General features: G+C 65.3%; 26 protein-coding genes. 7 read left to right on the top strand and 19 right to left on the bottom strand.

Features of this window, described 5'->3' with window-relative positions; genetic code table 11:
• Positions 1-272 precede the first annotated feature (272 nt).
• The 5 genes from ACVMB1_RS06850 to ACVMB1_RS06830 form a co-directional block, all read right to left on the bottom strand.
• Positions 273-1,811, bottom strand: a complete 1,539-nt coding sequence (locus ACVMB1_RS06850) for a sugar ABC transporter ATP-binding protein (RefSeq protein ID WP_456814194.1) — start codon at positions 1,809-1,811, stop codon at positions 273-275.
• Positions 1,808-2,929 (bottom strand): SMP-30/gluconolactonase/LRE family protein, encoded by a 1,122-nt coding sequence (locus ACVMB1_RS06845; protein WP_456814193.1) that lies wholly within the window; start codon positions 2,927-2,929, stop codon positions 1,808-1,810. Before ACVMB1_RS06845 ends, ACVMB1_RS06850 begins: the two co-directional genes overlap by 4 nt.
• Complete coding sequence (locus ACVMB1_RS06840) at positions 2,929-5,067, bottom strand: ABC transporter permease (RefSeq protein ID WP_456814192.1); 2,139 nt, start codon at positions 5,065-5,067, stop codon at positions 2,929-2,931. The genes ACVMB1_RS06845 and ACVMB1_RS06840 overlap by 1 nt, the downstream gene beginning before the upstream one ends.
• A gap of 100 nt (positions 5,068-5,167) precedes the next feature.
• Entirely contained in the window at positions 5,168-6,193 is a 1,026-nt protein-coding gene (locus ACVMB1_RS06835) for a sugar ABC transporter substrate-binding protein (protein WP_076833596.1), read from the bottom strand.
• A 79-nt stretch (positions 6,194-6,272) separates the two neighbouring features.
• Positions 6,273-7,298 carry an ABC transporter permease gene (locus ACVMB1_RS06830; protein ID WP_233475853.1) on the bottom strand — a complete coding sequence of 342 codons (1,026 nt, stop codon included), beginning with the start codon at positions 7,296-7,298 and terminating at the stop codon, positions 6,273-6,275.
• Between the two features lie 91 nt (positions 7,299-7,389).
• On the opposite strand from ACVMB1_RS06830, the gene ACVMB1_RS06825 reads away from it, so the two are divergent.
• Complete coding sequence (locus tag ACVMB1_RS06825) at positions 7,390-8,385, top strand: LysR family transcriptional regulator (RefSeq protein WP_076833425.1); 996 nt, start codon at positions 7,390-7,392, stop codon at positions 8,383-8,385.
• A gap of 128 nt (positions 8,386-8,513) precedes the next feature.
• Here the strand turns inward: ACVMB1_RS06825 and ACVMB1_RS06820 are convergent, their stop codons facing one another.
• Positions 8,514-8,729 (bottom strand): hypothetical protein, encoded by a 216-nt coding sequence (locus ACVMB1_RS06820; RefSeq protein ID WP_076833423.1) that lies wholly within the window; start codon positions 8,727-8,729, stop codon positions 8,514-8,516.
• Between the two features lie 41 nt (positions 8,730-8,770).
• Between ACVMB1_RS06820 and ACVMB1_RS06815 the strand changes: the two genes are divergently transcribed.
• Positions 8,771-8,863, top strand: coding sequence for a DUF6471 domain-containing protein (locus tag ACVMB1_RS06815; RefSeq protein WP_229159983.1), 93 nt, complete (start codon positions 8,771-8,773; stop codon positions 8,861-8,863).
• 289 nt (positions 8,864-9,152) lie between these two features.
• On the opposite strand, the gene ACVMB1_RS06810 is transcribed toward ACVMB1_RS06815, so the two are convergent.
• Genes ACVMB1_RS06810 through ACVMB1_RS06800 form a run of 3 tightly spaced genes read right to left on the bottom strand, consistent with a single transcriptional unit; the run spans position 9,153 to position 11,158 of the window.
• Positions 9,153-9,716 carry a VOC family protein gene (locus ACVMB1_RS06810; protein ID WP_076833421.1) on the bottom strand — a complete coding sequence of 188 codons (564 nt, stop codon included), beginning with the start codon at positions 9,714-9,716 and terminating at the stop codon, positions 9,153-9,155.
• Between the two features lie 16 nt (positions 9,717-9,732).
• The gene (locus ACVMB1_RS06805; protein ID WP_076833419.1) at positions 9,733-10,596 is read right to left on the bottom strand and encodes an SDR family NAD(P)-dependent oxidoreductase; all 864 of its coding nucleotides are present in this window, start codon (positions 10,594-10,596) and stop codon (positions 9,733-9,735) included.
• Positions 10,597-10,600: 4 nt separating this feature from the next.
• Entirely contained in the window at positions 10,601-11,158 is a 558-nt protein-coding gene (locus ACVMB1_RS06800; protein ID WP_141340879.1) for a carboxymuconolactone decarboxylase family protein, read from the bottom strand.
• A gap of 219 nt (positions 11,159-11,377) precedes the next feature.
• Between ACVMB1_RS06800 and ilvD the strand changes: the two genes are divergently transcribed.
• A complete protein-coding gene (gene ilvD / locus ACVMB1_RS06795) occupies positions 11,378-13,222 on the top strand; it encodes a dihydroxy-acid dehydratase (RefSeq protein WP_229191386.1) in 1,845 nt (614 codons plus the stop codon).
• Positions 13,223-13,671: 449 nt separating this feature from the next.
• Here the strand turns inward: ilvD and ACVMB1_RS06790 are convergent, their stop codons facing one another.
• The 4 genes from ACVMB1_RS06790 to ACVMB1_RS06775 form a co-directional block, all read right to left on the bottom strand.
• Positions 13,672-13,887 (bottom strand): hypothetical protein, encoded by a 216-nt coding sequence (locus tag ACVMB1_RS06790; RefSeq protein ID WP_028331505.1) that lies wholly within the window; start codon positions 13,885-13,887, stop codon positions 13,672-13,674.
• A gap of 656 nt (positions 13,888-14,543) precedes the next feature.
• On the bottom strand, positions 14,544-15,593 hold the full coding sequence (locus ACVMB1_RS06785; RefSeq protein ID WP_456814191.1) for a hydroxyacid dehydrogenase: 1,050 nt from the start codon (positions 15,591-15,593) through the stop codon (positions 14,544-14,546).
• 15 nt (positions 15,594-15,608) lie between these two features.
• On the bottom strand, positions 15,609-16,505 hold the full coding sequence (locus tag ACVMB1_RS06780) for an amidohydrolase family protein (protein WP_456814190.1): 897 nt from the start codon (positions 16,503-16,505) through the stop codon (positions 15,609-15,611).
• A 3-nt stretch (positions 16,506-16,508) separates the two neighbouring features.
• Positions 16,509-17,474 carry a Bug family tripartite tricarboxylate transporter substrate binding protein gene (locus ACVMB1_RS06775; RefSeq protein WP_456814189.1) on the bottom strand — a complete coding sequence of 322 codons (966 nt, stop codon included), beginning with the start codon at positions 17,472-17,474 and terminating at the stop codon, positions 16,509-16,511.
• Positions 17,475-17,660: 186 nt separating this feature from the next.
• On the opposite strand from ACVMB1_RS06775, the gene ACVMB1_RS06770 reads away from it, so the two are divergent.
• The gene (locus ACVMB1_RS06770; protein ID WP_050405122.1) at positions 17,661-18,212 is read left to right on the top strand and encodes a thiamine pyrophosphate-binding protein; all 552 of its coding nucleotides are present in this window, start codon (positions 17,661-17,663) and stop codon (positions 18,210-18,212) included.
• An 8-nt stretch (positions 18,213-18,220) separates the two neighbouring features.
• The gene (locus ACVMB1_RS06765) at positions 18,221-18,823 is read left to right on the top strand and encodes a thiamine pyrophosphate-dependent enzyme (RefSeq protein WP_456814188.1); all 603 of its coding nucleotides are present in this window, start codon (positions 18,221-18,223) and stop codon (positions 18,821-18,823) included.
• Between the two features lie 156 nt (positions 18,824-18,979).
• Here the strand turns inward: ACVMB1_RS06765 and ACVMB1_RS06760 are convergent, their stop codons facing one another.
• The 4 genes from ACVMB1_RS06760 to ACVMB1_RS06745 form a co-directional block, all read right to left on the bottom strand.
• Complete coding sequence (locus tag ACVMB1_RS06760) at positions 18,980-20,041, bottom strand: ketopantoate reductase family protein (RefSeq protein WP_456814187.1); 1,062 nt, start codon at positions 20,039-20,041, stop codon at positions 18,980-18,982.
• Positions 20,042-20,243: 202 nt separating this feature from the next.
• On the bottom strand, positions 20,244-20,633 hold the full coding sequence (locus tag ACVMB1_RS06755; protein ID WP_016842369.1) for a DUF1236 domain-containing protein: 390 nt from the start codon (positions 20,631-20,633) through the stop codon (positions 20,244-20,246).
• 214 nt (positions 20,634-20,847) lie between these two features.
• Positions 20,848-21,627, bottom strand: a complete 780-nt coding sequence (locus tag ACVMB1_RS06750) for an NYN domain-containing protein (protein ID WP_456814186.1) — start codon at positions 21,625-21,627, stop codon at positions 20,848-20,850.
• Between the two features lie 148 nt (positions 21,628-21,775).
• Complete coding sequence (locus ACVMB1_RS06745; RefSeq protein WP_456814185.1) at positions 21,776-22,183, bottom strand: hypothetical protein; 408 nt, start codon at positions 22,181-22,183, stop codon at positions 21,776-21,778.
• A gap of 365 nt (positions 22,184-22,548) precedes the next feature.
• On the opposite strand from ACVMB1_RS06745, the gene ACVMB1_RS06740 reads away from it, so the two are divergent.
• Together ACVMB1_RS06740 and ACVMB1_RS06735 are read left to right on the top strand one after the other, a co-directional pair.
• Positions 22,549-23,961: an MFS transporter gene (locus ACVMB1_RS06740; RefSeq protein ID WP_057020275.1), complete on the top strand. Its 1,413-nt coding sequence runs from the start codon at positions 22,549-22,551 to the stop codon at positions 23,959-23,961.
• 106 nt (positions 23,962-24,067) lie between these two features.
• Positions 24,068-24,826 carry a GntR family transcriptional regulator gene (locus ACVMB1_RS06735; RefSeq protein WP_253609454.1) on the top strand — a complete coding sequence of 253 codons (759 nt, stop codon included), beginning with the start codon at positions 24,068-24,070 and terminating at the stop codon, positions 24,824-24,826.
• A 6-nt stretch (positions 24,827-24,832) separates the two neighbouring features.
• Here ACVMB1_RS06735 and ACVMB1_RS06730 read toward each other — a convergent pair whose 3' ends face one another.
• Together ACVMB1_RS06730 and ACVMB1_RS06725 are read right to left on the bottom strand one after the other, a co-directional pair.
• Complete coding sequence (locus ACVMB1_RS06730; RefSeq protein WP_456814184.1) at positions 24,833-25,942, bottom strand: Zn-dependent alcohol dehydrogenase; 1,110 nt, start codon at positions 25,940-25,942, stop codon at positions 24,833-24,835.
• A gap of 35 nt (positions 25,943-25,977) precedes the next feature.
• Complete coding sequence (locus ACVMB1_RS06725) at positions 25,978-26,286, bottom strand: DUF6166 domain-containing protein (protein ID WP_456814183.1); 309 nt, start codon at positions 26,284-26,286, stop codon at positions 25,978-25,980.
• Positions 26,287-26,304 lie beyond the last annotated feature (18 nt).

Raw genomic sequence — 26,304 nt, 5'->3', positions numbered from 1 at the left:
TTATACTTAAAATAATTGTCAAGGGAGTTGGCGCCCCACCCAACGCTGTCGTCCCGGCGCAGGCCGGGACCCATACGCCGCAGCAGATATTGTCGGCGGGACTCGTCGTTCCAGCGACGTACAACAATGACGATCTGTGGTTATGGGTCCCGGCCTGCGCCGGGACGACACTGAACTTGTTGCCGCTGATTTGCCCGTCGAAGGCGTGGCAAGACGGCGGATTGCGCTGCGCTAATCCGCCCTACGCCGACGACAGGCCGCGCCGCGCGCCCTCAATGCACCGCGGCGTACAGGATCTTGTCCTGCGTCGCGTCCGCCGCGTCGAACTCGGCGACGATGCGGCCGGTGCGCGCGACCAGGATGCGGTCGGACACCGCGAGGATCTCCGGCAGGTAGGACGAGATCACCACCACCGCCTTGCCCTCGTCGGCGAGGCGGCGGATTTCGCCGTGGATGTGCGGGATGGTGCCGACGTCGACGCCGCGCGTCGGCTCGTCGAAGATGATGATCGAGGGGTCCTGCACCAGCGTCTTGGCCAGCACCACCTTCTGCTGGTTGCCGCCGGACAGCTCGATGATCCTGGCCTTGCGCTGCAATGCGCTGATCTTGAGCCGATCGACCCAGTAGCTGGCGAGCTTGCTGCGCCGCGCGCGCGACAGCAGGAAGCTCCAGCCCTTTCCGGTGGCGAGGCTGCCGATATAGACGTTGTCGTCGACCACCATGGTCTCGAAGAAGCCGTTGGCCTTGCGGTCCTCGGTGATGTAGGCGATGCCGTCATTGATCGCCTGCCGCGGCACGCGGTAGCGGATCGGCTTGCCGCGCAGCCGGATGGTGCCGCCATTGACCAAATTGCGCTTCAGCGCGCCGTAGATGATCTTGGCGATCTCGGTGCGGCCGGAGCCGATCAGGCCGGCGATGCCGACCACCTCGCCGGCATAGACCGAGAACGACATGTTCTTGACCGCCATGCCCATGGTGACGTTCTCGACCGTCAGCACCTTCTCGCGGCGTTGATGGGTTTTCGCCTTGCCGCCATAGACCGCCTGCGCCACCTCGCGGCCGACCATGTGCTGCACCAGCGCATCGCGCGTCAGCTGCCTGGCCGGCGCCGTGATCACCAGCTTGCCGTCGCGCAGCACGGTGATGCGGTCGGCGATCTGCAGCGACTCCTCCAGCGCATGCGAGATGTAGATGATCGAGACGCCGCGGGCGCGCAGGTCGCGCACCAGATGGAAGAAGTGGACGATCTCCTCCGGCGTCAGCGATGCGGTCGGTTCGTCGAAGATGATGATGCGCGCCTTGTTGTAGATCGCGCGCGCGATCTCCACCATCTGCTTCTTGGCGGTGCCGAGCAGCGCCACCGGCGTCGCCGGATCGACGTGGAAGTTGAGCGACTGCAACAGCTGCTGGGCCTGGATGTTCAGGGTGCGGAAACGCGTCAGCAGCTTTTCGTTGCCGAGCTCGATGTTCTGCGCGGCGGTCATGGTCGGCACCAGGCTGGTCTCCTGATAGACCATGCAGATGCCGGCATTGAGCGCGTCGCGCGGCTGCTCGAAATTAGTCGGCTTGCCGTCGAGCAGATAGTCGCCGGAGGTGAGCTGGATCGCGCCCGCGATCGCCTTGCACAGCGTCGATTTTCCGGCGCCGTTCTCGCCGACCAGCGCATGCACCTCGCCGGGATAGAGGTCGAAATTGACGCCCTCGATGGCGTGGACGCCGCCATAGATTTTCGAGCCGTTGGTGATCCGCAGCACCGGCTCGCGGACTGCGGACTGGGTCGCGGTTGCCGCCTGCATCACACCGTCATTCATCGCAGCTCTCCCGTCGTGCGCAGCAGGCGTCCGGCGCCGCGCGCCGCGATCACGACGCCCGATGGCGTGGCGCAGGCGGCGGTGATGCCGTGGAAGCGGCCGCCGGCGCGGCTGTGCAGGCTGTCGATCGCATCGCCCTCGCCATCGAGATGCACCAGCAGACCGTAGGAGCGCGGCGGCGCCCACGGCTTCTGGATGCCGAGCGCCTTGACGCTGCCGATCTGCATCGGCTCGAGGCAATCGCTGCCACCGGCGAGCGCCGGCGCGACCCAGTAATCCGGCGGCATCGTCGCCATCATCTCCTCGCGGAAATCGTCTTCCTTGAGCACGAACTCGATCAGGTGGGTGCGGCGGGCGAAGATGCCGAGCAGCATGCCGCCGTGGCCGTCCGGATGCAGCCGCGCCGGATAGCCCGGCATGTTGCCGGCGACGGTCTCGCGCGGACCAAGCCCGTTGCCGCCGAGCGCGAACCGGCTGAGGCGATGGGCCCAGCTTTCGGTGAGCCACAGGCTGCTGCCGTCGGCCGAAACACTCACGCCATAGGGATAGGGCAGATCGCGCAGCAGCAGCTGCGGATTGTCGAGCCCGGCGCCGCAGCTGACGAGCCGGCCATTGGCGCGCTTCTCCATCAAATCATGCCGCCATTCGCCCGGGCGTCGGCCGGTGCTGCCTTCGACGGCATAGATGCGGCCATCGGGCGCCGCCGTCACCGACAGCAGCCCTGTGAGCGCGCTGCCGCCGGCAGCCTCCAGCCAGCGCGGATCGGGCTTTGCCGGATCGATCGCGGCAAGGCCCCTGCCCGCGACGCAGACCAGCAGGCGGCCGTCCGGATGCAACGCGAGCCCGCCGGCATCATCCTCGAACTCGGCGACGACCGTACGTGTCGACAAGTCATTGCCGCCGAGCTTCAGCACCCGGCGTCCGGCCGAGACATAGACCGCGCCGTCGCCGGCGGCGATCACGTCGTCGACGCCGGGCAACGGCTCGCCGATCGGGGTGGCGCTGTCGAGCCGGTCGTTCGGGCTCAGCGCACCGTCGAGCGGCGGGATCGCGTTCTGGCCGCCGTCGCGGTCGATGACGCTGCGGATGTCGCGCAGCAGATGATCGAAAAATCCCATTACGTCGTCACCCTGCTCTTTGCGCCCCAATAGGCATCGTAGCCGGTCCAGCTGTCGTCGACGCCGTCGAGCTTGATGCGGCCGATCCGGTTGTTCTCGAGCCCGCCGAGATAGAGATAGCCCTGGTGCTCGCGCATCGAGGTCAACGTCGAATGCGAAATGCCGGTCGGGTCCCACCAGGATTCCAGCGCCTCGCCCTGCTCGTTGAATTTCAGCACGCAGCCATGGTTGAGCGCCGGCGCCAGCCACTCGTCGGTCGGCACCTGCTTCACCATGCGCAGGCGGAAGCCGGGCTTTCGCGCGGCAAGGTCGAAGGTCGGCGTGCGGATGCCGACCAGCGCCAGCCAGTAGGTGCCGTCGGACGCGCGGTTGATATTGTCGGGGTTGCCCGGCAGCTCGTCCATCAGCACCTCCGTCTTGCCCTTGTTCGGCCCGTCGATCCAGTGCCGGAACACCTTGCACAGCGAGGTCGACGCGATCAGGATCGATTTGCCGTCATGCGAGACGCAGATCCCGTTCGGGAAATAGAAGTGGTTGATCACCGTGCGCGTGGTCTTGGTCGCCGGGTCGTAGCAGACCACGCGGCCGTTCGGCCGGCCCTCGAGGATGTCGAGGGTGTTGGTGGTCATCTCGTAGCGCGTGGTGCAGTCGCTGAAATAGATCTTGCCGTCGGGTGCGATGTCGAGGTCGTCGGCCATGCGCAGGCGGCTGTCGTCGTTCAGCTTGTACCAGGTGCGGTTGGTCTCGTCGGTGACCTTGAAGATGCGGCCGTCGGGCGCGACGCCGTAGACGCCCATGCCGGCGACGGCGACGATCAAATTCTCATCGCGATCGAACTGCATGCCGAGCGGCCGGCCGCCGATATGGGCGAACACCTCGCGGGTCTCGAAGTTCGGCCCGGAAAAACGGATCACATTGCCGTCGCGGGTCGAGCCGTAGAGCCGGCCCTGGCGGTCGAGGATGACATCCTCGGGCCCCTCGACCTGATCGACGCCGATCGCCTGCGCATTGATTAGCCGGTCGTTCTGCGCATAGGGCGACGCCGCGCCGGGCTGCACCGCGGGCGCCGAGGCGAGCGGCACGAATGCCGGATTGACATAGATCTTCTGGATCGCCTTGCCGCGGTTCTTCGACCATTTGACGTCGATGCCGACGGCCGCGAGCAGGATCATGCCGGTCACCGCCGAAGTGACATAGCCCGGGATGCCCATCCGCACGAGGCCGTTGATCAAAAGAAAGATGATCAGCGCGCCGATCATCGCCCGCCACACCGTGCCCTTGCCGCCGGCCAGCGACACGCCGCCGAGCACCACGGCGGTGAGCGCCTGGAATTCCCATCCCACGCCCGTGGTGGAATCCGTCGAGGCTTGGCGCGCGGCGTAGAAGATGCCGCTCGCCGCACACAGCGTGCCCGACAGCACATAGGTCATGAACAGCATCAGGCGGACGCGGATGCCGGCATGACGCGCCGCCTTGCGGCTGGCGCCGATCGCGGTGAGATGCCAGCCATAGCGCGAGCGCGACAGGAAGATGTGGCAGATCAGCAGCACCACGAACAGCGTCGCCGCATTGACGGGAATGCCGAGCACGCTGCCGCCGCCGATGAAATCCCAGGCATCGCTCTCGACCGAATTGGTCGCGAATACCTGGGCGTAGCTGGTGTTAAGCAGATTGACCGAAGCGCGCAGGATGATCAGCGTCACCAGCGTGGTCAGGAACGGCCGCGTCTTCAGGAAGCCGATCAGAAAGCCGTTGATGCTGCCGAGCAGCGCACCGACCAGCAGCGTCGCCGGCACCGCGAGGCCGACCGGCCATTCGCGCACCAGCAGGAAATACAGCGCCGCGAAATTGCACAGCGCGAAGATCGCGCCGACCGACAGGTCGATGCCGCCGGTGACGAGGCAGAAACCCATCGCGAGCGCGACGAAACCGAATTCGGCAAACAACCGCAGCAGCGACACCGAGTTCTGCACCGAGGCGTAGTCGGGAATGGTGAGCGCGAAATAGGCCCACAGCCCGATCATCACGGTGAACGGAACGACCGGCTCGAACCACTGTTTCAGCAACAGCTCCGACAGCAGGAGCCGGGGTGAGAACCGCCGCACCGATGCGGAAAAGGAATCAACTGCCATCGACATCGCCAAAGCACTCCCTGATCCGGTTTCAACGTTTCCGGATTCTGACCCGTGATACAGCCGGCGCGGGAATGCCCCCCCGCGCCGGCTGTCTCGCGCCTTGTTAGTTTTTCTTGGGTAGCGCGAAGCAGGTGCCGCCGAGCGAGGCGTTGGTCTTATCGATCCAGATCGGCCGCGTGTAATAGGACAGGTTTTTGGTGCCGGGCTTGTCGCCGGACATCAGCAGCGTCTCGGCTGCGAACATCAGATCGTGACCCTGCTCGGTCGCCTTGTAGCTGAGGAATTTGCTGAAATTCCCGGAGTTGACCTGGTCGCAATCGAGCTGCGAGCCCTCGCCCGAGGCGAACACCTTTACATCGTCGATCTTGCCGGCATTGCGGATCGCCTGCGCGGCGCCCGACTCCATGATGCCCCAGAAGCCGATCGAGGCGCAGAGATCGGGGTGCTGCTGGATCACGGTGGCGGTGATGTTGAGCGCGGTGTTGGCGTCCCAGTTCGCGGCCTGGTTCGACACCACCTTGATGTTGGGATCCTTGTTCAGGACCTCCATGATGGCGCCGACCTGGTCGACGCTGGCCGCCGCGGTCAGTTCGCCCTGCACGATCTGCACCTTGCCCGACTTGCCGGAGCCGGTGCCGCAGGCCTTCACGGCTTCGTTCGCCAGCATCCTGCCGATCTCGCGCCAGTCGACGCCGACAAAGGCGCCGGACTTGTAGTTCGAGGCCATGTTGACCTGGATCACATGCGTACCCTGGCTTTCGGCGCGCTTCAGGTCCTTCATCAACAGCGTCACGCTCGGATTCTGCACGATCAGGACGTCGGGCTTCTGGTCGACCAGCGCGGTCAGCGCCTGCTGCATGGCCGACGGGTTGTTGTTGGGGTCGCGCACGATGTATTTCATGCCGCGCCACTCCGCCTCTTCCTGCACGACGCGGCCCCATTCGTCGGACAGCGGCACGCCGAGTGCGATCGGCAGATAGGCGACGGTCTTGCCCTGCAGCGACTTGTCGTACGCTGCGCGCAGCTCGCGCCCGGCCTTGGTACCTTCATCCTGCGCCGACGCCGCGAACGGCATCGCGGCAAGCGCCACCCCGGCGAGCAGGATCGTCCAGAACTTGGTCGTCTTCATCGTCTCCTCCACACAAAATTCTTTTGATTGATTTGGAATCGCTTTGATTGGCGCGAGGGACGCGCCCAGTCTTCATGTCCTAGTCGCCTTGCCGCGCGGTCTCCTCGTCGCGGGGGTGCAGCCAGTTGTCGAGCACGATGGCGGCCAGCAGCACCACGCCCTTGATGATGTTCTGCACCTCGCTGTTGACGTCCATGATGGTGAAGGCGTTGAGCAGCGTGCCGATCAGGATGCAGCCGACCACGACGCTGAACACGCTGCCGCGGCCGCCGATTAGGCTGATGCCGCCGATCACGACGACGAGCACGACGTCGAAGATCATGGTGCCCTGGGTGATCGCCATCTGCATGCTGCCCGTGGTGCCGACCCAGACCAGGCCCGCAATCCAGGCGAGCAGTGCAACCAGCACGTGCTCGAGCACGATCAGCGGCCGCAGCGCGACGCCGGTCAGCCGCGCGGCCTCCGGATTGTCGCCCTGCGAATAGATGAAGCGGCCGATCGAGGTGCGCGACAGGAACAAATGCATTGCGATTGCACAGGCCGCGAACACCAGGATCGGAACCGGGATGCCGAACAGCCGTCCGGCGCCGAGATACATCAGGCCCGGCGCATCCTTCGGCGCATAGACCACCCAGGCCGGCGCGATCCAGAAGGCGAGGCCATAGATCACGAAACCGGCAGCCAGCGTCACGAACAGCGCCGGCGCCTCGACGAAGGCGACCATCACGCCGTTGACGACGCCGATCAGCACCGCGACCGCCAGCGCCAGCAGCACTGCCGTGAAAACAGGCATGCCGTTCTGCATGTAGATCAGCGCGATCGCCCAGGAACCCGCCATGATCGCGACCTCGGAGAGGTCGATGCCGCGGCTGATCACGATCAGACCCATGCCGAGGCCGAGCACGCCGAGGATGGAAATACTCCGCAACAAATTCAGGAGATTGGAGACGGTGGCGAAGCCGTTCAGCGTCAGGCCGAACACGATCAGGAGTGCGATGGTGATCAGGAGCACGATCTGCTCCTGGCTCGGCTTTGCAAGCATTGCGCCCAGGCGAGATGATGCCGCAGGGACAGCAACGCCGCGCGATGGCGATTGCACGCTCATCGTTTCCTCCAGGTATTATTTTGCTTGAGACTTTAAGAGTGCCGATTAGTATTCGTCAAATGCATTCGGCGGATACGGATTGATCATTTCCATGCATGTACGCGACGTCGATCTGAACCTGTTCGTCGTGTTCGACGCGATCTATTCCGAGGGCGGCGTCAGCCGCGCCTGCTTCCGCCTCAACCTGACGCAGCCCGCGGTAAGCCATGCGCTCAGCCGGCTGCGCGCGATGTTCAACGATCCGCTGTTCGTGCGCCGCAACCACGTGATGACGCCGACCCCGCTGGCTCGGCAGATCATCACCACGGTGCGCCAGGCGCTCAACGGCCTCGAGACGACGCTGACCCACACCCACCGGTTCGATCCGGCGCAGACGCCGAAGCGGTTCGTGATCGGGCTGCGCAACAATCTCGAGGCACCGATGCTGAGCGCGCTGATCAACCGCATCAGCACGGTGGCGCCGCTGGTCGAGATCGCCACCGTGCGCAGCGAGCGCAACAATCTCGAGCGCGAGCTTGCCGCCGGCACCCTCGACGTCGCGATCGATACGCTGTTGCCTCTGTCGGCGGAGGTGCGGCGCGAGCAGATCCTGACGGAGCATATCGCGGTGTTCGCGCGGCGCGGCCATCCCGAGCTCGGCACCCGGCTCGACAAGAAGGCTTATTTGCGCATGGAGCATGTCTGCGTGACGTCGCGGCGCAGCGGCCTGTCATTCGAGGATTTTCAGCTCCAGCGCCTCGGCCTGACCCGCACTGTTCGCCTGACCTGTCAGAATTTCGCAACCGCCTGCCACGTCGTGAGCCGCAGCAACATGCTGCTGACCGCCTCGGAGAGCGCCGCCTCCGTGCTGGAAGATCCCGGGCTGCTGCAGTGCTTCCCCTGCCCGTTTCCGATCAGTCCGCACGTCAATTATCTCTACTGGCACGCCACCGCCGAGGACGACACCACCAATCAATGGCTGCGCGAGCAGTTGCGCGCCGCCGCGGCGCTGCTGGCCGGCAGCCGCTTCAGCAAGAAGAATCGCCGCGCAGTGAAAGCGCGCCCCAGGGTCGGCATCCCGCTTCCGGCCAGCCTCGCCGCCGAATAGCCGCGTCCGCCCGGTATTATGGCGCAAACGCCACAAGCCTACCGAAACTCCGGTTCCTAGATTCCGGGAGGGTACCGTGAGCTAGGAGAAGCGCCGTGTGGCGGCGCGCGGCTTGGGCCGCAACGCTCTTAAGTCTTTTGATTGTATGCCGGAGCGGCGTCGGCGACAAAGTAGCCGTGCGTATTGGGATTATCGACCCTCCGCCAGCAAAAGCCGCTTTCACGGCGGACCTGTATGAACTCGAGATAGACCAAATTGCAATAGAACCAGAGGGTTTTGCCGCCTTTGCGCAATGGATCCGAAAACTCGCCGCTGGCGATGAATTCAAATTCGTTAACTTGCATTCCGTTTGGCCGCCGAGGCTGTTCAGATACCGGGTGGAACCATGAAGCTGAAACGTGGATCGTTTACGGCGATCTTCTTCCTTGCATGCGTCGCGGCACTAGAGCTTGAGCAGGTAGTGCTGGAGGAGATTTGACCGCAATAACCGGCAACTTAGTGCCTTGAGGCGTTTTCAGATCGTTCCGTGATCGGGGAGAAACATATTGCTGGCGCTCGCACGAAATAGAGCGCAGCTTTGTCTCTATCACCGCACGGCCTTTCGGCATCTATCGGTGACGAGATCGCTGTCAGTCACCGCGCTCCCGCCTCGCCCCAAGCAACGCAAGTGGAGCGCGCAATGCCTGAACTGCCACGTTTCGAATCCCATTCTGTCCCGGCACGCATTTGCCTTGGCATTGCAGCTTTCAGTACTGCCGTGCTCGTCCTCATAACCCTTGTGGCGTTTGCGCCATAATACCGCGTCGGCCCACCACGCGGATCGGGTCCGAGCCGTCCCAGGTCGCGGCCACGGTCCTGATCGTCTCGAAAAACCGCCCCTTCGATCCCGAGATGTCTGAGATCTCGATCACGGTGCCGGCATGGCCGGCGGTGTCGAAATAGGCGAAGCGTCCCCTGGGGCCGCCGATCTGGCCTTCATGACCGACCGTGAAGCCTGCCGCGACGGCGCGGTCATAGAGCAACTGGTAGTCCGTGCTCCAGTACGACATGTGCTGCAGGCCCTCGCCGTGGCGCGCCAGAAAATCCAGATACATCGACGGCGCGTCGTTGCGCTGTTGGATCAGCTCGATCTGCAGATCGCCGGAATTGGCCAGCGCGATCGACATCTCGACCGCGGAGTCCACGCCGCGGTAGCGGAACCAATCGACCTTGACCGAGGGGATCAGGAAGAATGGCCCGACCCGCAGTGTCTCGGTCCAGAACTTCAGCGCCGCATCGATGTCGCGAACGACGTAGCCGTTCTGACAGACCTTGCCGAACAATGCGCTCATGCGCCCTCCCCGCCGCTCACAAACCGCTGAGCCCGCTGTCGACCGCGAGCGTCTGCGCGGTGACATAGACGCTTTCATCCGACATGAAGAACAGCACGGCATAGGCGATCTCCCACGCCGTCGCCTGACGGCCGAACGGGATATGCCCCTTGCCGCGCGACGGCCGGCCCGCGCCGGCCTCGCGGCCGTTCGGGGTGTCGACCAGCCCGGGATAGACCAGATTGGCGCGGATGCCGCGCCGCGCGCCCGTGTGTGCGATGTTGCGCATCAGGCCGCCGAGCGCGGCCTTGGAGGAATCATAGACCGCCATCTGCGATCCCGCCTTCAGCGCCGCGATCGAGGAAATGAACACGATCGAGCCGCCGTCTTCGAATTTCGGCAAGGCCGCGCGGCAGCACAGCATCGGGCCGCGGACATTGACGTCGTAGATCCTGTTCCATTCCTCCGCGCTGACATTGTCGAGCCCGGTCTTGCCGAAGGTACCGATGTTCAGCACCATGCCGTCGAGCCCGCCCATCGTGCGATGCGCCTCGTCGATCATCCTGATGACGTTGGCTTCCTTGGTGACATCGGCGGCGATCGCGAAAGCGCGGCCGCCGTCAGCAGCGATGCGCGCAACCGTGTCCTCGGCCGAGGCGCGGTTGAGGTCGGCGACCGCGACATGCGCGCCCTCGCGTGCGAACAGCAGGCTCATGGCGCGGCCGTTGCCGATCGGATCGGTGGCGGCATCGAACACCCGCTGGCCGCCGCCGACCACGAGGATGCGGCGGCCGTTGAGGCGTCCCCTGCCCGGCGCGGTACCCGAGGATTCCGCGCTCAGCGGACGGACATAGCGCTCCGGCTCGGGGTCTTGCTTGGCCTCTTGCGAAGTCTCCGACATCTCGTCAACCCTGCTTCTTGCCGCCTTCGAACACGGCCATGCCGGCGGCCGGATCGAGATCGGTCTCGGTCGCCTCGGTCAGCCGCGCCATCATCATGTAGAAGCCGAGCGCGACGATCGCCTCGACGATCTCCTGATCGCTGAAATGCTCGCGCACCGCGGCAAAGGCGGTATCGCCGACGCGGACCTTCTCGACCACCTCGCGGCCGAAGCGAAGCAGCGCGCGCTCGGCTGCGTTGAGTGCGGCATCGTCGTAATCGCCGCGCTCGACGGCATCGATCTGCGCCTGGGTGACGCCGACACCGAGCGCGATCGGCACGTGCTGGCGCCATTCATAGGCGCCGCCCTCAAGCTGCGCGGCCTGCAGGATCAGGAGCTCGCGGTTGACCGCCGACAGCTTCTGCTTGTGCAGGATCGAATTGGCGAGCCGCATCGCCGGGATCATATTGGCCTCGGCATGGGCCATCATGCGGAAGATGTTGAGCTTGACCGGCATGCGGTCGAATGAGGCGCGGATCTCTCCGCTCGTCGTCTCCGGATCAATCAGGGGCAGCCTTGCCACGCGTGTCTCTCCCTTTTTTGCTTGTTCGTTATTCTTGCCGTCGGTGCGACCAGCTAATGCACCGGGCCGACCGAGATCAAGCCGACCGGCTCGACATTGCCCGAATTGCGGGGTTCAGCCATGCGGTTCCGCGCTTGAATCCGCATCCACGGGCAGGCATAAGGAGCGCCAACTCCCCTAAAAAATGCCCTTAGCCCAAGGATTTGAGAAGGATTTACGATGCCCGCCTATCGCTCCCGCACCACCACCCACGGCCGCAACATGGCGGGTGCACGCGGCCTCTGGCGCGCCACCGGCATGAAGAACGAGGACTTCGGCAAGCCGATCATCGCGGTGGTCAATTCCTTCACCCAGTTCGTGCCCGGCCACGTCCATTTGCAGAATCTCGGCCAATTGGTCGCGCGCGAGATCGAGAAGGCCGGCGGCGTCGCCAAGGAGTTCAACACCATTGCGGTCGATGACGGCATCGCGATGGGTCATGACGGCATGCTGTACAGCCTGCCCTCGCGCGAATTGATCGCCGACAGCGTCGAATACATGGTCAATGCGCATTGCGCCGACGCGATGGTCTGCATCTCCAACTGCGACAAGATCACGCCCGGCATGCTGATGGCGACGCTGCGGCTCAACATCCCGACCGTGTTCGTCTCGGGCGGACCGATGGAATCGGGCAAGATCGTGCTCAAGGGCAAGAAGCGCGCGGTCGACCTGATCGACGCGATGGTCGCGGCCGCCGACTCCAACGTGTCGGACGAGGACGTCGCGGTGATCGAGCGCTCGGCCTGCCCGACCTGCGGCTCCTGCTCTGGCATGTTCACCGCGAACTCGATGAACTGCCTGACCGAGGCGCTCGGCCTCGCGCTGCCCGGCAACGGCTCGGTGCTGGCGACGCATGCCGACCGCAAGAGCCTGTTCGTCGAAGCCGGCCATCTGATCGTCGACCTCGCCCGCCGCTACTACGAGCAGGACGACGCCAAGGTACTGCCGCGCAACATCGCGAACTTCAAGTCGTTCGAGAACGCGATGACGCTCGATATCGCGATGGGCGGCTCGACCAACACCGTGCTGCATCTGCTCGCCGCCGCGCGCGAGGGCGAAGTGCCGTTCACGATGACCGATATCGACCGCCTGTCGCGCAAGGTGCCGGTGCTCTGCAAGGTCGCGCCCTCGGTGCAGGACGTCCACATGGAGGACGTGCATCACGCCGGCGGCATCATGGCGATCCTCGGCGAGCTCGACCGCGCCAAGCTGCTCACGACCGACGGGCCGACCGTGCATGCCGCAACGCTGGACGATGCGCTGAACCGCTGGGACGTGGTGCGCACCACAAGCGACAAAGTACGCAACTTCTATTGCGCCGCGCCGGGCGGCGTGCCGACCCAGGAAGCCTTCAGCCAGGACCGCCGCTTCGACGAGGTCGATCTCGATCGCGAAAAGGGCGTCATTCGCGACGCCGAGCATGCCTATTCCAGGGACGGCGGCCTCGCCGTGCTGTTCGGCAACCTCGCCGAGGACGGCTGCATCGTGAAGACCGCCGGCGTCGACGAGAGCATTCTGAAGTTCTCAGGTCCCGCCCGCATCTTCGAGAGCCAGGACGCATCGGTCGAAGCCATCCTTGGCAACAAGGTGAAGGCCGGCGACGTCGTGCTGATCCGCTATGAGGGACCGCGCGGCGGCCCGGGCATGCAGGAGATGCTGTACCCGACCAGCTATCTGAAGTCGAAAGGCCTCGGAAAAGCCTGTGCGCTGATCACCGACGGCCGCTTCTCGGGCGGATCGTCGGGCCTGTCGATCGGCCACGTCTCGCCGGAAGCCGCCGAAGGCGGCCTGATCGGCCTCGTCGAGGAAGGCGATATCATCGAGTTCGATATCCCGAACCGCAAGGTCAACCTCAAGGTCGACGATGCCGAGCTGAAGCGCCGTCGCGCAGCGATGGAAGCCAAGGGCAACGCGGCCTGGAAGCCGGCAGCGCCACGCAAGCGCGCCGTCTCGACCGCGCTGAAGGCCTATGCGGCGTTCGCCAGCAGCGCGGCCAAGGGTGCGGTTCGCATCCTGCCGGAGTGATCGGGGCGAGCTGGCCGCTTTTGGCTTCGGTCTCGTGGCGGAGTTGCTGCACCTCTCCCGCTTGCGGGGTCGAGACGAGCGAAGCTCGCTCTTAGGTCGACGCGCGACGAGCGACGCGAAGCGTCGTCCGCAGCGCGGCGGGGGTGGGGGCTCTTTCCACAATACGACTCGCGGAGCGAGCCCCCACCCCGGCCCTCCCCCGCAAGCGTAGGGCAATCGCATATGGCCGTTTGAGGTAATCGGAGTTCCCACAAACTCGTCATGGCCGGGCTTGTCCCGGGCATCCACGTCTTCGTTTCCACGCGGAGAAAAGACGTGGATGGCCGGGACAAGCCCGGCCATGACGGCGCGGAGGAATCGGTTCATTCATATGCGATTCCCCTGCCCGCAAGCGGCGCAAGCGGGAGAGGGAGCGCATTGCGGATGTAGCTGGTAGTCGACCTGTGACGTCAGCTCACGTGCAAGTCGGCCGCCTCGATCCGGATGCGGTCGGCATGCAATGACCAGTCGCACAGCGATTGCTCCTGGCAAAACTTGACCTTGGCCATCTCGGTGGCCTGGCCCTCGCTCGAGGCGTCGATCTCAAGCGCACCCTGGCAAACCTCGCGCTCGCGGCCATTGCCGCCGAGCACGTCTTTCATGAAATGAACGACGAAGCGTGACATGGAACCCTCCCTGCTGCACCGGCAGAGCCCGGGGGTACCACGCTAGCACTAACACGAAAGGGTAGTGAGTTAATTCGGCTGATACGCGTGCGACTGTTCGCAGCGGGAAAAGCTACGCGCCGGCCTGGGGCAGGCTGGCGGCGGCGATCGCGACGATCTGCGCAAGACGGCGGCCGATCCTGGCGGGCGCGTTGCGGAGCAATGACTGGACCTGTCGCATGAACCTCTTCCTTCCGTGCCCGGAATGGTCGGGCACAGACGGAAAATGGCGATTTCGGGCTAAGCCGTCGATATCTCAGGGAAAATAACAACGGACGTGTTGCGAGGCGGTCGTTCGGCAGTGGGTTTATTGCCTCGATCGAGGCTGCAACGAAGGAGATTTTCTCCGGTATTTTTGCCCGCGCAACAACGCTCGCACGGCTGGCCGCTTGTGCGAGGGAAGCACCGGCGGAAGAGTTCCCTTCCGCCCTTGCGGGTATTCTCCCCCGCAAAGCCCAGCGCTTGCACGATTTCTGAATATTGGAAATGTACCCCTGAGTTGCCCGACGCGTCAAGATGCCCGCTCGAACGCCGACAGCCGCCAGCTCCTTTGCATGGGGTTGTTTTCGATATTTTTGACCGCGCGCAGCCGCGGCCCCGCAGGGGCACTGCCGACCCTACCCCGGCATGAACCCGAACGCCTTCTCGAACCGTCTTGCGTAGACCGGCCAGACCTCGGGATTGATGATGCGCGGCGGGCGCTTGCCGTCGAGGGCATCGAGGATCTGCTCGGCGGCGATCCGGCCCATGTTGAGGCGCGCCTCGCGGGTGACGCCGGCGGTGTGCGGGCTCGCCAGCACATTGTCGAACTGCAAGAGCGGATGATCCGGCGGCGGCGGCTCCTTGTCCCAGACGTCGAGGCCCGCACCCGCGATTCGCTTTTCACGCAGCGCTTCCTCCAGCGCCTTCTCGTCGTGGATGAAGCCGCGCGCGGTGGTGACGAAATAGGCGTGCGGCTGCATCAGCGCGAACTGGCGCGCGCCGATCATGCCGCGGCTGTTCTTGTCCAGCGGACACGAGATCGAAACAAAGTCCGCGCGACGCAGGAGATCGTCGAGCTCGACCTTCTCCCCGCCCCGCTTTGCCATCTCATCCGCCGTGAGATAGGGATCGTAGGCGATCACCTTCATGTGCAGGAGGCCCCTGCACAGCTCGGCGATGCGGCGGCCGACATTGCCGAGCCCGACGATGCCGACGGTCTTCTCCTTCAGCTCGTTGCCGATCAGGTCGTTGCGGTTGACATTGGCCTCGCGCCGCAGCCTGCGGTCGGACTGGATGATCCGCTTCGACAGCGTCAGCATCATGCCGAGCGCGTGTTCGGCGACCGAATTGGCATTGCCGCCGGACTGGTTGACGACAAGCACGCCCGCCGCGGTGCAGGCATCGACATCGACGGGATCGAAGCCGGCACCATTCGACGACACGATCAGAAGATTCGGCGCACGCTTCAACAGCTCGGCGTGGGCATGGAAATGCGGCGCCAGCTCATCGCGCGCCGCGCCGATCTGATAGGCATGCGCGTCGGCAAGAACCGGCGCGAACGTCGCCTCCGGCGTCTCGTTCTCGAGACGATCGAGCCTGACGTCCGGCCGCTTCTTCAGGATATCGACGTAGATCTCGTGGGCGAGGTATTTGACGTAGAACACGCGCTTGTTGTTGACGGTCATGTCTTCGAGCAGCTTTCAGTTTGGGAAGCCATAGAGTCGTGCGGGATTGTCGACGAGGATACGGTGCCGGGTCGCCGCGTCCGGCGTCCAGTCCTGGAACAGCGTCAGCAGATGGCCAGCGTCGGGCATTTCGCCTTCGACCCGCGGATGCGGCCAGTCGCCGCCCCACACCAGCCTTTCAGGATTGGTCGATACCAGCGCCTCGTGGAACGGCCGCGCATCGGGATAATCAGGGGCCCGCCGGCTCAGGCGATGCGCGCCCGAGAGCTTGGCCCAGCACCAGCCTTCGTCCACCGCGCGCAGCAGGCTCTGAAAGCCCGCGGTGTTGATGCCGGCGGCAGCATCTGTGCGGCCCATGTGATCGACCACGACCGGCAACCCGAGCGTCTTCAGCGTCGGGATCGTGTCAGGCAAATCCTTCACGTCGATCCAGAGCTGCAGATGCCAGCCGAGTTCGGCCATCACGCCCGCGTGCGTCTCGGCAACGTTCAAGGGAATGCCGCCGCGATAGTGCAACTGCCCGCCGCGGAAGAAATGGTTGAAGCGCAGACCGCGGACGCCGAGCACATGCCATTGCCGCAGCGTGCCTGCCGCCACATCGGCATCGGCCACCGCGACGCCACGCAGCCGCGCGGGTTCACGCTGCAACGCATCCAGCATCGCCGAATTGTCGTGGCCGTGCGCGCTGCCCTGCACCAGCACGCCGCGGGCGAAACCGAGTGTATCGAGCATGCCGAGATAGGTCGCGAGCGGCGCGTCCGGCGGCGTGTAGCTGCGATCGCCGGCATAGGGGAAGCGGTCAGCCGGGCCGAACACATGCGCATGCGTATCGCAGGCCTTCGGCGGCAGCTTGTCTCTGGGCGGCGTCACCGGACGCGGCGGCAGGCAGGCGGGAATTTTTGACGCGGCCATCGTCTACTCCGCCTTCATGCCGGCGGCCTTGATGATCGGCCCCCATTTGTCGTAGTCGGCCTTGATCTTGGCGGCGAACTTGTCCGGCGTGGAGCCGATCGGGATCGCACCGAGCTTGCCGAGCCGCTCCTTCACGGCATCGGTGTTCACGGCCGCGACGAAATCATGCGAGATCTTGGCGACGAGGTCGGCCGGCATGTTGCCGGGCCCGAGCAGCCCCCACCACACTTCTGTGTCGTAGCCGGGCACGGTTTCCGACATGCTGGGCACGTCAGGCAGGAACGGCGCACGCGAGCCGGTCGTCACCGCCAGCGCGCGAACCGTGCCGGCCTGCAGCTGCCCGACCGATTCCGGTCCGTTGTTGAACGACATCGGAATTTGCGCGCCGAGCAGATCGTTGATCGCCGGCGCGCCGCCCTTGTAGGGGATCGCGTCGAGATCGATCTTGGCGAGGCTCTTGAGCAGCTCGCCGGCCAGATGGGTCGAGGTGCCGTTGCCGGCATGGGCGAAGGACAGCCTGCCCGGCTTCGCCTTCGCCGCGGCGATGACGTCGGCGACCGATTTGAACGGCGAATCCGCGCGCACCAGCAGCACGTTCGGCGACGACGCCAAGAGCGAGATCGGCGAGAAATCCTTGAAGGTGTCGTAGGGCAGCTTTGGATAAAGGAACGGATTGGTGGCGTGGCCGCTCGCCACCATGATCAGATTGTAACCGTCGGGCGCGGAGGTCGCGATCGCCTGCGAGGCGATCACCCCGCCGGCGCCGGGCCGGTTCTCGACCACGATCGACTGCGTCCAGCTCTTCGACACCGCTTCGGCGAGCGTGCGCGTCAGCACATCGACGCCGCCGCCGGGCGGATATGGAACGAGAATGTGAACGGCCTTGGCCGGGAACGGCTGCGCGGACGCAAGGCCGGCCACAACCATGGCCGCTGCCGCAATGGCGGTCCGCCAGACCCATCCGGCCATCGACGCCTCCCGTCCCTTGATCGATACCGTCCCTTTTTCGTTACGCCTGTATCGCACGTTGGCTCAGCGCTGCGATGGCCGAATTCCGCAGATCGCGTTGCGGCCGCGACATGTTGACAATCGCAGGCACCGCGTCAAGTTTCGTGCGGCAAGCGGCCATAGCGTCGCGCGAGCAGGGAGAACAGGATGGCGGCCGCGGAACAAGCCTCGTCCCAGAAGACGGCGACCACCTGGCACGGCATCGTGCTGCAGACGCTGAAGCGGAACGAGATCAAGCTCGTGCCCTACGTGCCCGACCGGGTGCTGACCACGCTGATCAAGGACCTGCACGCCGATCCCTACTTCACGACATTTCCGACCGCGCGCGAGGAAGAAGCGGTCGGCATCGTTTCCGGTGCCTGGATGGCGGGCACGCGCGGCGCGGTGCTGATGCAGACCTCGGGCTTTGCCACGCTGGCCAATGTGCTGGCCTCGCTCGCGGTGCCCTACCAGATCCCGTTGATCATGTTCGTCTCCGAGCGCGGCACACTCGGCGAGTTCAACTACGGCCAGGCGCTGGTCTGCCGCACCATGCGCCCGGTGCTGGATTCGCTGGCCATGGAGCATCACACCATCACCCGGCTCGACGAGCTCGAATTCATTGCCGACCGCTCGATCAAGCAGGCCGTCACCACCCAGGCGCCGGTGGCACTGATACTCTCGCCGCTGCTGACCGGCGGCAAGACCTTCGACAAGTGAGATCAGCCATGACCAGCACCCCCGCGCGCAACACCAAGGTGATGAACCGCTTCGAGCTCACCCAGCGCCTCGTCGCCGGGCTGAAGGACGAGGCCGTGGTCGGCGGCATCGGCAACACCAATTTCGACCTCTGGGCCGCCGGCCACCGCCCGCAGAATTTCTACATGCTGGGCAGCATGGGCCTCGCCTTCCCGATCGCGCTCGGCGTCGCGCTGGCGCAGCCGAAGCGGCGCGTATTCGCACTCGAAGGCGACGGCTCGCTGCTGATGCAGCTCGGCTGCCTCTCGACCATCGCGACACTGGCGCCGAAGAATCTCACCATGGTGGTGATGGACAACGGTATCTACCAGATCACGGGCGCGCAGCCGACGCCGGCCGCCGGCCATACCGATATCGTTCAGGTCGCAATCGCCAGCGGCATCGCGAGCAGCTCATGGGCCGCCGACGAGGACGATTTCGAGCGACTGATCGAGCAGTCGAAACAGGCCTCCGGCCCAACCTTGATCGGCGTCTGCATCGACGACAAGCCCGGCACCGGCACCACCCGCCGCGACCCCGTGCAGATCCGCGAGCGGTTTATGCATGGGATGGGGGTGAGGCAGCTGCTCTAGATAAGAAGGCGCCTGCGACCGACGCATCCGTCATTGCGAGGAGCTCGCGACAAAATTGCAGAGCAATCTTGCGCTGAAGCGACGAAGCAATCCATGCATCCGCGCATGCGGCTGGATGGATTGCTTCGCTGCGCTCGCAATGACGGCCGTGGCCACTCAATTCAACCTCAGCTCCGTGATGTGCCGCGGATCCGGCGCGAGCTCGCCGCGTTCGACGCGCTTGACGATGTCGGTCAGCGCGGCATTGGCGTTGCACGCGATGCCGAGCTTCTCGCCTTCGCTGACCACGAGCCCGTTGAGGAATTCGATCTCGGTGCGGCGGCCCTTTTGCATGTCCTGGCCCATCGAGGGGCGCTGCGCCGATGAGGTGCGCTTGGCATCCTTGAAGCGCTGCTCGTCGCACGCGCGCGTTGCGGCCTCGTCGCCCTCGCCGGCGCGGGCGATGGTCTCGGGCGGCAGGTGCAGAATCTCCTCCAGCTGATAGCCCCGCGCCTGGCCGACGCGGATCGCCTCGCTGCCGAGCCGGGTCGAGAAGCGGCGCAGCGGTTCGCTTTGCAGCACCTCGCCGCCCGCCAGACCCGTGCAGGCCGAGAGCCCGTTGCCCATCACGTTGGCGACGAGCTTGGACCAGCGCTCGCCCCAGAGATTGGAGGTGACCTTGGCGCTGTCGGAATAACCGACCAGGCGGCAGACTTCCTCCGCCCGCGCGGTGATCCGGCCATGCACCTCGCCGGCGCGAAACACGGTGTGGGCGGCCCCGCCCTTGCCGGCGCCGCGGTGGATATGGCCCGGCTCCGGCAAATTGACGGTGATGCTGCTCGCGATGCAGCCGAGCGTCTTGCCCCAGCCGACGATGCCGGCGATGGTCTCCTCGTTCATACAGTTCTGCAGCGAGACGACGTAACCGTCCGCCGCCAGATATTGCCGGATCAGCATGGTGGCCCAGGCGGTGTCGTAGGACTTCATGCAGACGAAGGCGATGTCGACCGGTTTCTCTTTCGCCAGCTGCTGCGCGTCGGTGACATCAAGCGCGCGCACCGGCACCGAGAATTCCGCGACGTCCATCGCGTGCGTGACGCGCAGGCCGTGCTTGCGCATGTGCTCGACATGCGCGGGCCAGGGATCGATGAAGGTGACGTCCTCCCCCGCCTGCACCATATGCGCACCGGCGTAGCCGCCGACAGCGCCCGCGCCGACGATCGCGATCTTCCGAGCCATGCTTCCATCCCCTGTTCTTGATTGAGACGAACGCTGGCTGCGTCCATCCGTTGCGGATCAGTCTAGGGGATCGCGGCGTCAGGCCAACCGGTCGCTTCATGAAAAAAGCGGGCCTGTGCCATGCCAGTATTCATGGGACTCAGGAAAATCCCCGCGGGCGATGTGCCCGCGAGGATCTTCGTAGTCAGACGTCTCGACGCGATCAGTCGATGATCTTGACGATCCGGCGGGTGCGCGGCTCCACGATCACGCGGCGATCATTGACGACCGCATAGCGATACTCGGTGTAGCGCGGCACCGGACGCAGCACGACGGTGTCGGGCAGCGGCTCGCCGACCACGACGCGTTCACGCACCACCACCGACGGCTCGTTGCGCGGGATCGACGTGATCACCGCATTCGGAATCTCAAGGCCGGCGCCGACCGCGGCACCCACCGTGCCGCCGACGATCTCGCCGACAGGCCCCGCGATTTCGCCGCCAGCCCGCGCGCCGTTCGCGGCACCCGCCGCAGTCGTGGACTGCGCGAAGGCCGAGCCGGACGCGAGCAGCGACGCAGCAGCGACAAGGGACACAGCAAAACGCTTGTTCATGATTCTCCTCCTCCGAATTGATCGATGCCCCCTCAACATCGCAAGCAACGAGAACGTTCCAGTTCCAACGCTGCAACCCGCGCAACGCCAGTTCCGCGCGCAATTCGCTTGATTCCGGCACGAACGAAAATGCTGCTCCGAACAACCTTCGAAGCAGCATTCATCCTGGGTTCAGATTCAGAGATCGTGCAGAACAGACCGCACTGCGCGCCGTTCATTCCGGCGATTTTTGATCGGCTCGCCGTCTCGGAGCTCGCCGTCTTGGCGGCGGTGCAGCCGCTGGCTTGATGCGAATTCGCATCGTCCCGCCTTTCGACTCGATCTCGAAAGCGTTGGTCCTGCGCACCAGTTCGCCGAGTGTGCGGAAGCCGTAGGTCCTCTGATCGAAATCCGACGCGAAATTAGCCAGCTGCCGTCCGACCTCGCCAAGCGTGACCCAGCCGTCTTCGCTCGCCATCTGGCTGATGACCTTCTTGATGATCGCCGTGGCAGCCTCCGGCGGCTGCAACGGCTGCGCCCGCACGGCGGCATCCTGATTGCTCGGCGCGCCGCCGCGCAGATTCTCGGTATAGACGAACCGGCGGCAGGCCTGCCGAAAACTCTCCGGCGTCTTCTGCTCGCCGAACCCGAACACGTCGATGCCGTGCTCGCGGATGCGGGCGGCAAGCCGGGTGAAATCGCTGTCCGACGACACCAGGCAGAAGCCATCGAACCGGCCGCTGTGCAGCAGGTCCATGGCGTCGATCACCAAGGTGATGTCGGATGCATTCTTCCCGGTCGTATAGGCGAATTGCTGCTGCGGGATAATGGCGTGCTTCGACAGGATGTCGGCCCAGCCCTTGGACCTGGGATTGGAGAAGTCGCCGTAGATCCGGCGCACGCTGGCCTCGCCGATCTTGGCGATCTCCTCGAACAGCCCATCGGCGATCTTCGCAGATGCGTTGTCGGCGTCGATCAGGACGGCCAGACGAGGCGAACGGAGTTCGGAAGGCATGGCATTTCTCGGCTGGGACAGGATGAATGGACAATTCCGCAGACAGCTGCGGAACCGGCGCAGCTGCCGTATCGGAGCACATCGCGCGTCCCAAGCATAGGCGGCATCGCCAAGACGTCGCGGCGATGCCAGCCTTGAGGCGGCGAGGTCAGATCACCTCGCCCAAGTCGATCGCCCGCCTGGCGAACTCGATGGCCTTCTCGGCGGTGATCGCGTCCGCTGTGGTCGTCGCCTCGTCGCGCACCGACGGCGGCGAAGCGATCCGGATCTTCTTGCCGTTCGAACGGCGGATGGTCGCGCGCCAGCGATCGATGTCGCGCCGGTAGGCATCGATGACAAAATCCCGATAGGCGACACCGCTCATCAGCGGCTGAATCGATGCCGCTTCGACAGTGAGCGGCCGGCTTGCGATGTCGCGCACCATCTCGACAATCGTCTCGACGGCATGCTCACGCGCGACGCCGGTCGCGTCCCTGAGCAGGTAGCTCACCGCCGCGCCGATCTGCGCCCTCGCGCGATCGTCGCTCGCAAAATCCAGATCGGTCTGAACTGACATAAGGGGAAAACGCCTCCGCCCGACGCAACATCGGATACCTCCAGGCATCCGGCACCTTTGCAACCACGTGACGTTTAGTCGGCTCCCCATTAAAGCCGGATTATCCGTTAGCCCCCGATTTCTCGGATGCCGTTAACCGGCTCTTGATGCCACTTCACAGGATGCCCGACGCGGCAGGGATGGTCGGCCGGATCACGGGAGGACCGCACTACGCGCCGATGTGTCCGCGGCCCGTCCGGTGCGGCAGCCCGGTCGCGCCGCCAATTTGCGCGTGATCAGCAATTGACATATCACTGCTACCCGTGTGACATTTTATTAAAAGGGGCCGACAAGAAGCCCATCAATCTCTACTTGGGGAGGCAGCAATGACCATTTCCGACGTCACCGCGGCAGCGGGAAGCCGGGCTCCGGCCGCCGTTGCGCGAACCGCGCAGGCGCAGCAGGTCGCCGATATCGCGGCGCGGCTCGAACGCCTGCCGCTCACCTCCTATCAGCGCTGGATCTTCGGAATCATCGCGACCGCGTGGTTCTTCGACAGCATGGATCTGGCCGCGCTCACCTTCGTGCTCGGTTCGATCCGCCAGACCTTCGGCCTGTCGACGGCGGAAACCGGGCTGCTGTCCAGCATGAGCTTCCTCGGCATGTTCGCGGGCGCCGCGTCCGCCGGGCTGCTCGCCGACCGTTTCGGCCGCGCCCGCGTCTTCCAGGTCAGCATGATCTTCTGGGGACTGGGCAGCCTGTGCTGCGGTCTGTCCACCACGGCGACCGCGCTCGGTGCGTCCCGCCTGCTGCTCGGCTTCGGCATGGGCATGGAGTTTCCGGTCGCGCAGTCGATGGTCTCGGAGATCATGCCGGCGCGCAACCGCGGCCGCTACATCGCGTTCCTCGAAGGATTCTGGCCGCTCGGCTTCATCGCGTCGGGCTTGTTGACCTACTTCGTGCTGCAGGTCGCCGACTGGCGCTGGGTCTTCATCCTGCAGGCAATCCCGGCCGTGTTCGTACTGGTGGTGCGCCGCTTCGTTCCGGAATCGCCGCGCTGGCTTGCGTCCCACGGTTATTCGGAGCGGGCCGAAGCGACCGTGCGCGACATCGAATCCAGGGTCCGCGACCGTCTCGGCGGCAAGGAGCTGCCGCCGGTGGTGCGCCAAGTGGCCGCCCCCGCGTCCGAAGTGACCGGCCTGAGAACGCTGTTTTCGGGCATCTATGCCAAGCGGACCACGATGTTGTGGACCCTGTGGTTCTTCGCGCTGCTCGGCTTCTACGGCCTGACCACGTGGCTCGGCGCGCTGCTGCAGGCCAAGGGCTTCCCGATCACCAAATCGGTGTTCTACACCATCCTGATCTCGCTCGCGGGGATCCCCGGCTTCCTGGTCTCGGCGTGGCTCGTCGAATCCTGGGGCCGCAAGGCGACGCTGGTGATGAACCTGCTCTGCGGCGCGATCGCCTGCCATTTCTACGGCTCGGCGGCGGACCAGACCCAGCTCATCATTGCCGGCCTCTGCATGCAATTCTTCCTGTTCGGCATGTGGTCGGCGCTCTACGCCTATACGCCCGAACTGTACCCGACCCATGTCCGCGCCACCGGAACGGGCTTTGCCTCCGCGGTCGGCCGAATCGGTTCGCTGATCGGCCCCTATGTGATCGGCGTGATCCTGCCGGCGGCCGGACAAGGCGGCGTGTTTGCGCTCGGCGCCGGCGCGTTCGTGGTGGCGGCGCTTGCGGTGCTGTTGCTCGGCGAGGAAACCCGCGGCCGGACGCTGGAAAGCATTTCGCACTGATGGGCGCGCGGCGCGCCGTCCGGTTCGGCGCGGCGCCGATCGACCGGCCTTGTCATTGCCATCGGGCGTGTGAGATATCTGCTGTACAGCAGCACTCACGATCCTGATGGTAAATTCGAGCAAACGATCCAGCACGGTGCGCGTGCGCACAGCAGGAAGCCGCCGGCCGGCACGGCAATCGTCCGCCGCCGGCGACAAGCCGCGCGGTTCCGCGCCGGCCCCGCTCCCGCAAAGCGACGTCACGCTCACGGATCGCGCCTATGCCGAGCTGGAAGAGCTGATCGTGACGCTGCAACTGCCGCCGGGCACCGCGCTCTCCGAGCTCGTGCTCGCCAAACGGCTCAACATCGGCCGAACCCCGATCCGCGAGGCCTTGCAGCGCCTGTCGCGCGACGGCCTCGTCAACATCCTGGCCCGCCGCGGCGTGCTGGTGTCCGAGATCGACCTCAGGGCCCAGCTGCGCCTGCTCGAAGTCCGGCGCGAGCTGGAACGGCTGATGGCGCGCGGCGCCGCCGAGCGCGCCACCAGCGAGCAGCGCACCCAGTTCTCCGAGATCGCCGCCGGCATGCGGCGCGCGGCGGAGAAATCCGACGACCTGCTGTTCATGCGGCTGGATCACCAGTTCAACACCCTGATCTCCGCGGCGTCGCGCAACGAGTTCGCCTCCCGCGCCATGGGCCTGATGCATGGCCTGTCGCGCCGGTTCTGGTACCAGCATTACAAGGAAGCGGCCGATCTGCCGCTCGCGGCGCGGCTGCATGCCGACGTCGCCGAAGCCGTCGCCGAGCGCCGCGTCGACGCCGCGGGCGCGGCGTCCGACAGCCTGATCGACTACATCGAAAGTTTTGCGCGTTCGACCTTGTAACAGCTCTCAGAGCTCGACGACCGCGCGGATCGACCGCCCGCGCCGCAGCGCCTCGAAGCCGTCATTGATGCCGTCGAGGCTGCAGCGGCCGGTGATCAGTTCGTCGAGCTTGAGCCGGCCGTCCAGATAGGCCTGCGCCAGAAAGGGAAAGTCGCGCCGTGGCCGCGCGCCGCCATAGCTCGAGCGGCGAAATCGCTTCTCGCCCATCAACGCGCCCCAGCGAAAACTCACGTCCCGCGTGACGTCGATCTTGCCGAGCCAGATCACCTCGCCGCCCGGCCGCACCGCCTCCGCGGTCTGCCGAAACGCCTTGGGATGGCCCGCCGCCTCGAGGATGACGTCGGCGCCGCGGCCGCCCGTCGCCTGCTTTGCGAACTGGACCGGGTCCTCGCGGGCCGCGTTGACGACGTGCGTGGCGCCGAGCTGCCGCGCCAGCGCCAGCTTTGCATCATCGAGGTCGACCGCGATGACAGCACCTGCGCCGGCAAGCCGGGCGCCCTGCACCGCTGCCAGCCCGACCGCGCCGCAGCCGGTGACCATCACGGTATCGCCGTGACCGATGGCGGCGACGTTGAGCGCGGCGCCGACGCCGGTCATGACGCCGCAGCCGATCAGGCACGCGCGGTCGAACGGGATGTCGTTCGGCACGACGATCGCCTGCTGGGCCGGCAGCACGACATATTCCGAGAACGCGCCGAGGAACATCAGCTGCGTCAGCTTGCGTCCGTCCGCGAGCTGCGCCTTCGATGCGCCGTCGAAATGCACGCCTTCCGCACCCCGCGCGAGGTAGGTCTCGCACAGGATCGGCTGCGCGCGGTCGCAGTGAAAGCAGTGCCCGCAATGCGGATTCCAGGACAGGATGACGTGATCGCCGACGCTGATGTCGCGCACCGCGCTGCCGATTTCCTCGACGATGCCTGCCGCCTCGTGCCCGAGGATCATCGGCAAGGGATAGCGCAACGATCCGTCGATGACTTCGAGATCGGTGTGGCAGAGCCCCGCGGCACGCACCTTCACCACGACGTCGGTCGGCATGGGCGGCGCAAGCGATACGCGCTCGACGGAAAGCGGCGTTCCGCTTTGATGCAGCACCGCCGCGCGACAGGTCAGGGTCATCTCAAGAATTCTCTGCCGGGGGCATCAGCACGGGCTCAGGCCGTCTGTCCGGAGCGCAGCGCCGCAACCGCCTCGTCGAGATCGGCCGAGGAGAGCTCCCATTCATTGTCGAAATTGGCGACGACGCGCCGCATGAAGCACTCGTGCAGCGCTTTCGCAGCAGCGGCATCGTGCAGATGGTCATAGAGCAGCGCGAAGGCCAGTTGTGCCGGCTCGGGCCCTTCGTAGCTCCATTCAAAGCCGTGCTCGGTGACACGAAGCTGGTCGTAATGCGGTGACAGCGGCTTGCCGTCGACCAGCACCGAAATGCCGTCGATGGTGCGGTCCCCGGTATAGCTCGCCATCGGATCCTCCCTGTGCTG

Source organism: Bradyrhizobium sp. USDA 4504, from assembly GCF_054063995.1.
The sequence above is the reverse complement of the archived record's forward strand: the minus strand, read 5'-3'. Positions and strand labels throughout refer to the sequence as shown.